This window comes from Methyloceanibacter sp. (assembly GCF_050728395.1).
Taxonomy (GTDB): Bacteria; Pseudomonadota; Alphaproteobacteria; order Rhizobiales; family Methyloligellaceae; genus Methyloceanibacter.
Window position 1 is genome coordinate 1 of sequence record NZ_JBOHJB010000118.1, and the last position, 7,154, is coordinate 7,154.

Genomic DNA, 7,154 nt, shown 5'->3' on the forward strand with positions numbered 1-7,154 from the left:
GGTCGAAGGCGCCATGAAGGTGGCGCGCCGCTATCATTTCAAGCAAGGGGCGCCTGAGCGCTACCGCTTCGTCACCTTCGAAGGCGCCTTTCACGGGCGGACTCTCGCCACCATCGCCGCCGGCGGCCAGCCCAAGCACCTCGAGGGCTTCGGGCCACCCGTCGACGGCTTCGATCACGTCGCTACCGGCGATATCGGCGCCGTGGAGGCCGTCATCGGCGACACCACGGCCGGCGTCATGATCGAGCCGATCATGGGCGAGGGCGGCATGCGCGAGGTCTCCTGGCCGTTCTTGCGGGACTTGCGCGCCCTTTGCGACGAGAAGGGAATCTTGCTTTTGCTCGATGAGGTACAGAGCGGCATGGGTCGCACCGGGCGCCTGTTCGCCCATGAATGGGCAGGCATCACCCCCGACGTCATGGCAACCGCCAAGGGACTTGGCGGCGGCTTCCCGGTCGGCGCCTGCCTCGCCACGGAGAAGGTTGGCGCCGCCATGACGCCCGGAAGCCACGGCTCGACTTTCGGCGGTAATCCTCTTGCCATGGCCGTAGGCAATGCTGTGCTCGATGTGGTGCTGGCGCCGGGCTTTCTCGATCACGTCGCGGCGATGGGGCTCAGGCTCAAGCAGCGGCTCGCTGGGCTCAAGGACGAGCACGGCGGCGTCATCGAGGAGGTGCGTGGCCAGGGTCTCATGCTCGGGCTGAAATGCAAGGTGCCGAACCAGGCCCTGCTCCAGTCGCTCGCCGCCCAACGCATGCTCACGGTGCAGGCCGGCGACAATGTGGTGCGTCTTTTGCCGCCGCTCATCGTGAGCGAAGCGGAAATCGACGAGGCTTGCGCTAAGATCGATGCCGCCTGTGTGGCGTTGGAGACCGGCGCGGCCGCCCCGGCCTGACGGCGCTAGCCGAGAAGTCACTCTTATGCAGCCAAGGCACTTTCTCGATATCGACGCGCTTCCCCGCCAAACTTTGCGCGCGATCCTCGACGATGCTCACGCCATGAAGGCGCTTGGGCGCTCGCGCCTGCCGGACAAGGTCAATATCAGGCCTGGCGCCGTGCTCGCCATGATCTTCGAGCAACCTTCGACGCGGACGCGGGTGTCGTTCGAGGTGGCCATGCACGAACTCGGCGGAACGTCGATCACGCTGAGCCCGGCCGACATGCAGATCGGCAGGGGCGAGACCGTCGCCGACACCGCCCGCGTGCTGTCGCGCTACGTGGATGCGATCATGCTGAGGACCGGCTCGCACGGCAAGCTTCTCGAGCTTGCCGCGCATGCCACCGTGCCGGTGATCAACGGGCTCACCAACCTGTCGCATCCCTGCCAGGTGATGGCCGACGTCATGACCTTCGAGGAGAAAAAAGGTTCGATCGAAGGCGCGACCGTGGCTTGGCTCGGCGACGCCAACAACGTCGCGACCTCCTGGGTGCACGGTGCCGCCCGCTTCGGCTATGCCCTGAAGCTCGGCTGTCCGGAAAAGTTCAAGCCGGCGCCCGAGCTGATTGCCTGGGCCAAAGCTGAGGGCGCCTCGGTCAAGGTCGGGCACGATCCCCATGCCGCCGCCCGCGGCGCCGATTGCGTGGTCACCGACGTCTGGGTGTCCATGGGAGACGGCGAGGACAAGAAGAAGCGCAAGAGCCTGTTGAAGCCGTTCCAGGTCGATCGCGCCGCGATGGCATGCGCCCAACCGAACGCCATCTTCATGCATTGCCTGCCGGCGCACCGCGGTGACGAAGTCGCGGCCGAGGTGATCGACGGCCCGCAGTCGGTGGTGTGGGACGAAGCCGAGAACCGGCTGCATGTGCAGAAGGCCATCCTTGCCTGGTGCCTAGATGCTTCACGTGCCGATGCGCCCGTGACGCTCCCTGGCGCCAAGGGCCGCCGGCCGGAGCGGGTCGGAGCCAAGTGATGGCGTCTGAATCGTCCTCGCAGGAGCGCATCGAGCTCGTCATTCCGGCCGACGATCTGATCCTGCCGTTCCAGGCCGATCAGGCCGACGTGGTCGGCCGCCTGGTCAAGCTTGGACCCGTAGTGGACACCATCCTGTCGCGCCACGATTACCCTGAGCCGGTGTCGCAGCTCTTGGGCGAGGCTGTGGCCCTCACGGCGCTGCTCGGCGCCGCGCTCAAATTCGAGGGCAAGTTCATCCTGCAGGCCTCGACCGACGGTCCCGTCGATCTGCTGGTCGCCGATTACCAGGTGCCTGGCGGCTTGCGCGGCTACGCGCGCTTCTCAGTCGATCGCGTCGAGGCGCTCGGGACTGGCGACAGCGTGCTCGCCAAGCTCCTCGGCCAGGGGCATTTTGCCATGACCATCGACCGAGGCTCCGACACGGAGCGCTATCAGGGCGTGGTGCCGCTCGAAGGCGAGAGCCTGACCGAGGCCGCCGACACCTATTTCCGGCAGTCCGAACAGCTTCCCACTTACATCAGGCTCGCCGTGGCGAAGCACTATCGCGCGGGGCAGGCCGGCGGGCGGCCATGGACGTGGCGGGCCGGCGGGCTGCTCGTTCAAAAGCTCACCCGCGAAGGGGGCCGCGGCCCCTCGGTCGGCGGCTTCGAGGAAGAGGATTGGATGCGGGCGAGAGCGCTGGCCGAGACCGTCGAGGATCACGAGCTGCTCGATCCGCTGCTTCCGCCCGACCGGCTGCTCTACCGGCTGTTCCATGAGGAGCAGGTGCGCGCTTATCGGGCGATCGGCCTAGAGACCTATTGCAGCTGCTCGCGCGAGCGCGTCGAGGAGCTGCTGCGGCGCTTCACCAGCGAAGATTTGAAGGACATGGTGGTCGACGGCGAGGTGTGGGTGACCTGCGAGTTCTGCAACAGCCGCTACCAGTTCGATCCGGCGTCTTTCGGCAAATCCGGCGAGCCGGATTAGCCCTCTACTCAATTCTTTCGGCATGGCCGGGCTTGTCCCGGCCATCCACGGTTTTTCTGGATGACTTGAATTCGTGGATGCCCGGCACAAGGCCGGGCATGACAATTTAGGCGCTGAGCGTCTCCGCGAGCTTGGCGAGGAACGCCATGCAGGAATCGAGCTGCGCCGTGGGGACGAACTCGTCCGCAGCGTGGGCTTGCGCGATATCGCCGGGGCCGCAGATCACCGTCGGGCAGCCGGCCTCTTCGAACAGCCCGGCTTCCGTCCCGTACGACACCGTGCTCGTGCTGTTGGCGCCGGTAAGCGCCATGGCCAAGGCGACGGCCTCCGAGCCAGGCTTGGCGAGGAACGCCGGCACGCTGCCCCGACGCAGCGTCTCGATCGACGCCGCCGGGGCTACGCGCCGCATGCGCGGCAGCAGCCTCTGCTCCGCGTATGCCTCGAGCCGTTTCGGCAGGAAGTCAGGGTCTGCCTCCGGCAGGCCTCGCACCTGCCATTGAAACCGGCAGGTCTTCGGCACGATGTTGGGTGCCGTGCCGCCTTCGATGGTTCCCACCTGTACGGTGGAGGAGGGCGGGTCGAAGCGGTCGTTCGTCTCGGCCGAGAGCGTCGCGCCGATCCGATCGATCTCCTCGATCATCTCGGCAGCGAAAGAAATGGCGTTGACCCCGAGTTGCGGCAGGCTCGAATGCGCCTCGCGCCCCGTCACCGTCGTGCGATAGGCGTCGACGCGCTTATGCGCCTCGATCACCCGCATATTGGTCGGCTCGCCGACGATGATGGCGCGGGGGCGCGGAAGGTCGTGGCCAAGCCGGGCGATCAGCGGGCGGACCCCGGTGCAGCCGACCTCTTCGTCATAGGAGACGATGATATGCACCGGCTCCTTCAACTGGCGCGACATGAAAAGCGGCACGGAAGCGAGAACGCACGCCAGGAATCCCTTCATGTCGCAGGCGCCGCGGCCATAGAGCTTGCCGTCCCGCGCGGTGAGCGTGAACGGATCGCTCGCCCAATTCTGGCCTTCGACCGGGACGCAGTCGCTATGACCGGAAAGTCCGATGCCGCCCTTGCCGCTGGGACTGATGGTGGCGAACAGGCTCGCTTTCGTCCCGTCCTCCGAGGGGATCAGCGTTGAAGCGATGCAGTGGCCGTCGAGATAGGCGCGCACGAACTCGATCAGCTTCAGATTCGATTTCGCGCTCGTGGTGTCGAAAGCGACGAGCGTCTTCAGCAGCTCCTGCACCGAGGGCTCTGCGGCTCCAGTCGTCTCGCGCTTAGGTCCGCTGGCTGACATCTGAGCGAAAGCGCTCCGCCGATCTCGCACGAGCCTTGATCGCTTCGACCTCGCGGTCGCGCGGTGGAGCGTTGGTGACGAGCGTGTCGATCAATTCGCGTGCGGCCTTAGAGACTTGGTTCACCGCGCGATCGAAGGCGGCCTCGTTTGCCTTTGACGGCTGCGCGAAGCCGGAGAGCTTGCGGACGAATTGCAGGGAGGACAGGTAGATCTCTTCCTCAGTGGCCGGAGGCTCGAAATTGTGCAGGGTCTTGATGTTTCGACACATGATCATCCTCACGCGATAGCCCTATTTCGCAAAAAGGGTGGCATACCGGCCTGCCGCGGGCAAGGCACGGGCACGCAGAAACATGACCCTCACCCTGAGGAGGCGCGTGAGCGCCGTCTCGAAGGGTGAGAGGGGCGCCCTGTTTGGCCTCATGGTTCGAGAACGCGCGGGCTAAAGCCCGCGCTCCTCACCATGAGGGCTCAGACGCGGATCGCCTGGTCGAGATCGTCGGCGAGATCGTCAACGTCCTCAAGCCCGACGGAGAGGCGCACGCTCCGGTCGAAAATGCCGAGCTCGGCACGCTGCTCTGGTGTCAGCCGCTGATGCGTCGTGGTCGAAGGATGCGTGACGAGGCTCTTGGCGTCGCCGAGATTGTTGCTGATCTTGAAGATCTTGAGCGCGTTCATGAAGCGGAAGGCTTCCCGCTTCCCGCCCTTCACCTCGAAGGCGACCATGGGACCACCGCCAGCCATCTGCCGCTTGGCGAGTGCTGCCTGCGGGTGATCGGCGCGGCCGGGATAGAACACGCGGGCCACATCCTCGCGCTCGGCAAGGAAATCGGCGATCGCCGCCGCCGAGGCGCAATGACGCTCCACCCGCAAGGGCAGCGTCTCGAGACCCTTGAGCAGCACCCAGGCGTTGAACGGGCTGAGCGATGGGCCGGTCTGCTTGATGAAAGTGTGCAGCTTCTCCTCGATGAAGTCCTTCTTGCCCAGCACCACGCCGCCGAGGCACCGCCCCTGGCCGTCGATATGCTTGGTCGCCGAATAGACCACGATATCGGCGCCGAGCGGCATCGGCCGCTGCAGCATCGGCGTGGCGAACACATTGTCCACCACCACGAGCGCGCCGAATTTATGCGCGATCTTGGCCACCGCCTCGATATCGACCAGCTCGAGCACCGGATTGGTGGGCGTCTCGAAGAACACGGCGCGGGTGTTCGGCCGCATCGCCGCCTCCCAGGTGGAAAGATCGCGGCCGTCGATCAGCGTGCTCTCGATGCCGAAACGCGGCAGTAGATCCTCGACGACGTAGCGGCAGCTTCCGAACAGGGCGCGCGCCGAGACCACATGGTCTCCGGCCTTGAGAAACGAGAGCAGCGAGGCAGTGACGGCCGCCATGCCGCTTGCCAGGCCCCGCGCGGCTTCTGCTCCTTCCAGGGCGCACATGCGTGCCTCGAACATGGAAACCGTGGGATTGGAATAGCGGCTATAGACGAAGCCTTCCTCGTCGCCCTTGAAGCGGCGCTCGGCCTGCTCGGCGCTCTCATAGACGTAGCCTGAGCTGAGGAAGATGGCTTCCGACGTCTCGCCGAACTGGCTCCGAAGCGCGCCCTCATGCACGAGCCTGGTCGCCGGGCGCCAAGGCTGCCCCTCTTTCTTCTTGCCCTTCTTTGCCGCCATGGCCTTCACTCCTTAAGCTCACCTGCGGGCACAAAAAAACCCGGGACTTGGCGCGCCGCCAAGAAGACCGGGATTGCTCGCACGGCCCTTTTAGCGACTTGTTTAACGTGGCTGCAAGCCGGCCGGCCAAATCACCACGAGGCGGGATTAATGTCGCTAGCAAGGCGTTACGTCAAGCCTTACCGCCATTGACGCGTCATTGCCGGGCTTGACCCGGCAATCCATTCCCCTGGCCCTTCAACACGCTCGGCCGTAACGGTATGGATGCCCGGATCAAGTCCGGGCATGACGATTCCCATAGGTTGCCTCCTCTTGTGAATCCGGGGGAGAAGGGCAAGGTAAGGATGACGGACGCCTCAGGCAGTGCCAAAGAAGATGACCCATGGAGCAGGCAAGCGAGCGCGAGAAGCTGTTTGACGGCCTTCCCGAAAGGCCGCGCGCCGAGCCGCGGGCGCCGGTGAAAGGCTCCTTCGCCCGCACCGGCATCCTGCCCTCCCAGGCGCTGAAATCGCTGATCGCCGGAGGCGAGATCAGGGCGGCGCCGGAGATCACGGCAGACCAGATCCAGCCTGCGAGCCTCGATCTCAGGCTTGGCAAAGTCGCCTATCGCATTCGCGCGAGCTTCCTGCCCGGGCCGAACGCGAGCGTGCGCGACAAGCTTGCCGAGCTCAAGTTCCATGAGATCGATCTCACCCATGGCGCCGTGCTCGAAGCCGGCTGCGTCTATCTCGTGCCGCTGATCGAGCAGCTGAACTTGCGCGCCACCATCGCCGCCTTCGCCAATCCGAAAAGCTCGATCGGCCGCATCGACGTGTTCACCCGCCTGATCGCCGACCGGCAGGATAGCTTCGACGCAGTGGAGGAAGGCTATAGCGGCCCGCTCTTTGCCGAGATTTGCCCGCGCACCTTCTCCATCAAGGTCCGCTACGGCTCGCGGCTGAACCAGATCAGGTTCCTGCGCCGCGTCGGCCAGCAGCTCGACGCCGATGAGCGGCCCGGACGCGTGCGCGACCGCGCGTTGCGCGAAATCCACTCCGATGTCGGGCTGGTAGAGGGCGACGCCGCCATCCGCGAGGGGCTGAACTTGCGCATCAGCCTGACCCCGGCGGTGCCGTCAGGCCTCGTCGGTTATCGCGCCCGCCGCTACGCCGGCGTCATCGATGTCGATGAGGTCGGCGCCTACGAGCTCGATCAGTTCTGGGAGAGCGTGCGTCTCGCGGCCGACCGCCGCCTCGTGCTCGACCCGCATGAGTTCTACATCCTCGCGTCCAAGGAAAGCGTGTCGGTGCCGCCCGCCTATGTGGCGGAGAT

General features: G+C 65.5%; 7 protein-coding genes and 1 riboswitch. Of the genes, 4 read left to right on the top strand and 3 right to left on the bottom strand.

Annotation, left to right across the window (positions count from 1 at the left end; all coding sequences use genetic code 11):
* From ACREC7_RS14790 to ACREC7_RS14800, 3 genes are all read left to right on the top strand, one after another.
* The coding region (locus ACREC7_RS14790; RefSeq protein ID WP_431556456.1) for an aspartate aminotransferase family protein at positions 1-895 on the top strand (895 nt) is incomplete at its 5' end.
* Positions 896-920: 25 nt separating this feature from the next.
* On the top strand, positions 921-1,910 hold the full coding sequence (gene argF / locus ACREC7_RS14795) for an ornithine carbamoyltransferase (RefSeq protein ID WP_431556457.1): 990 nt from the start codon (positions 921-923) through the stop codon (positions 1,908-1,910).
* Positions 1,910-2,878: an Hsp33 family molecular chaperone gene (locus tag ACREC7_RS14800; RefSeq protein ID WP_431556458.1), complete on the top strand. Its 969-nt coding sequence runs from the start codon at positions 1,910-1,912 to the stop codon at positions 2,876-2,878. Before argF ends, ACREC7_RS14800 begins: the two co-directional genes overlap by 1 nt.
* Before the next feature lie 106 nt (positions 2,879-2,984).
* Here ACREC7_RS14800 and argE read toward each other — a convergent pair whose 3' ends face one another.
* The 3 genes from argE to ACREC7_RS14815 form a co-directional block, all read right to left on the bottom strand.
* On the bottom strand, positions 2,985-4,172 hold the full coding sequence (gene argE / locus ACREC7_RS14805) for an acetylornithine deacetylase (protein WP_431556459.1): 1,188 nt from the start codon (positions 4,170-4,172) through the stop codon (positions 2,985-2,987).
* Positions 4,153-4,440: a DUF2277 domain-containing protein gene (locus ACREC7_RS14810; protein ID WP_431556460.1), complete on the bottom strand. Its 288-nt coding sequence runs from the start codon at positions 4,438-4,440 to the stop codon at positions 4,153-4,155. Before ACREC7_RS14810 ends, argE begins: the two co-directional genes overlap by 20 nt.
* 200 nt (positions 4,441-4,640) lie before the next feature.
* Positions 4,641-5,843, bottom strand: coding sequence for an O-succinylhomoserine sulfhydrylase (locus ACREC7_RS14815; protein ID WP_431556461.1), 1,203 nt, complete (start codon positions 5,841-5,843; stop codon positions 4,641-4,643).
* Positions 5,844-5,912: 69 nt separating this feature from the next.
* A riboswitch (SAM riboswitch) is annotated at positions 5,913-5,991 on the bottom strand.
* 234 nt (positions 5,992-6,225) lie between these two features.
* On the opposite strand from ACREC7_RS14815, the gene ACREC7_RS14820 reads away from it, so the two are divergent.
* On the top strand, positions 6,226-7,154 hold a 929-nt coding region (locus tag ACREC7_RS14820; RefSeq protein WP_431556462.1), incomplete at its 3' end, for a 2'-deoxycytidine 5'-triphosphate deaminase.

Excerpts from the sequence above, each read along its gene's own strand:
- argF (WP_431556457.1), top strand. The coding sequence starts at position 921 with ATGCAGCCAAGGCACTTTCTCGATATCGACGCGCTTCCCCGCCAAACT.
- ACREC7_RS14800 (WP_431556458.1), top strand. The coding sequence starts at position 1,910 with ATGGCGTCTGAATCGTCCTCGCAGGAGCGCATCGAGCTCGTCATTCCG.
- argE (WP_431556459.1), bottom strand. The coding sequence starts at position 4,172 with ATGTCAGCCAGCGGACCTAAGCGCGAGACGACTGGAGCCGCAGAGCCC.
- ACREC7_RS14810 (WP_431556460.1), bottom strand. The coding sequence starts at position 4,440 with ATGTGTCGAAACATCAAGACCCTGCACAATTTCGAGCCTCCGGCCACT.
- ACREC7_RS14815 (WP_431556461.1), bottom strand. The coding sequence starts at position 5,843 with ATGGCGGCAAAGAAGGGCAAGAAGAAAGAGGGGCAGCCTTGGCGCCCG.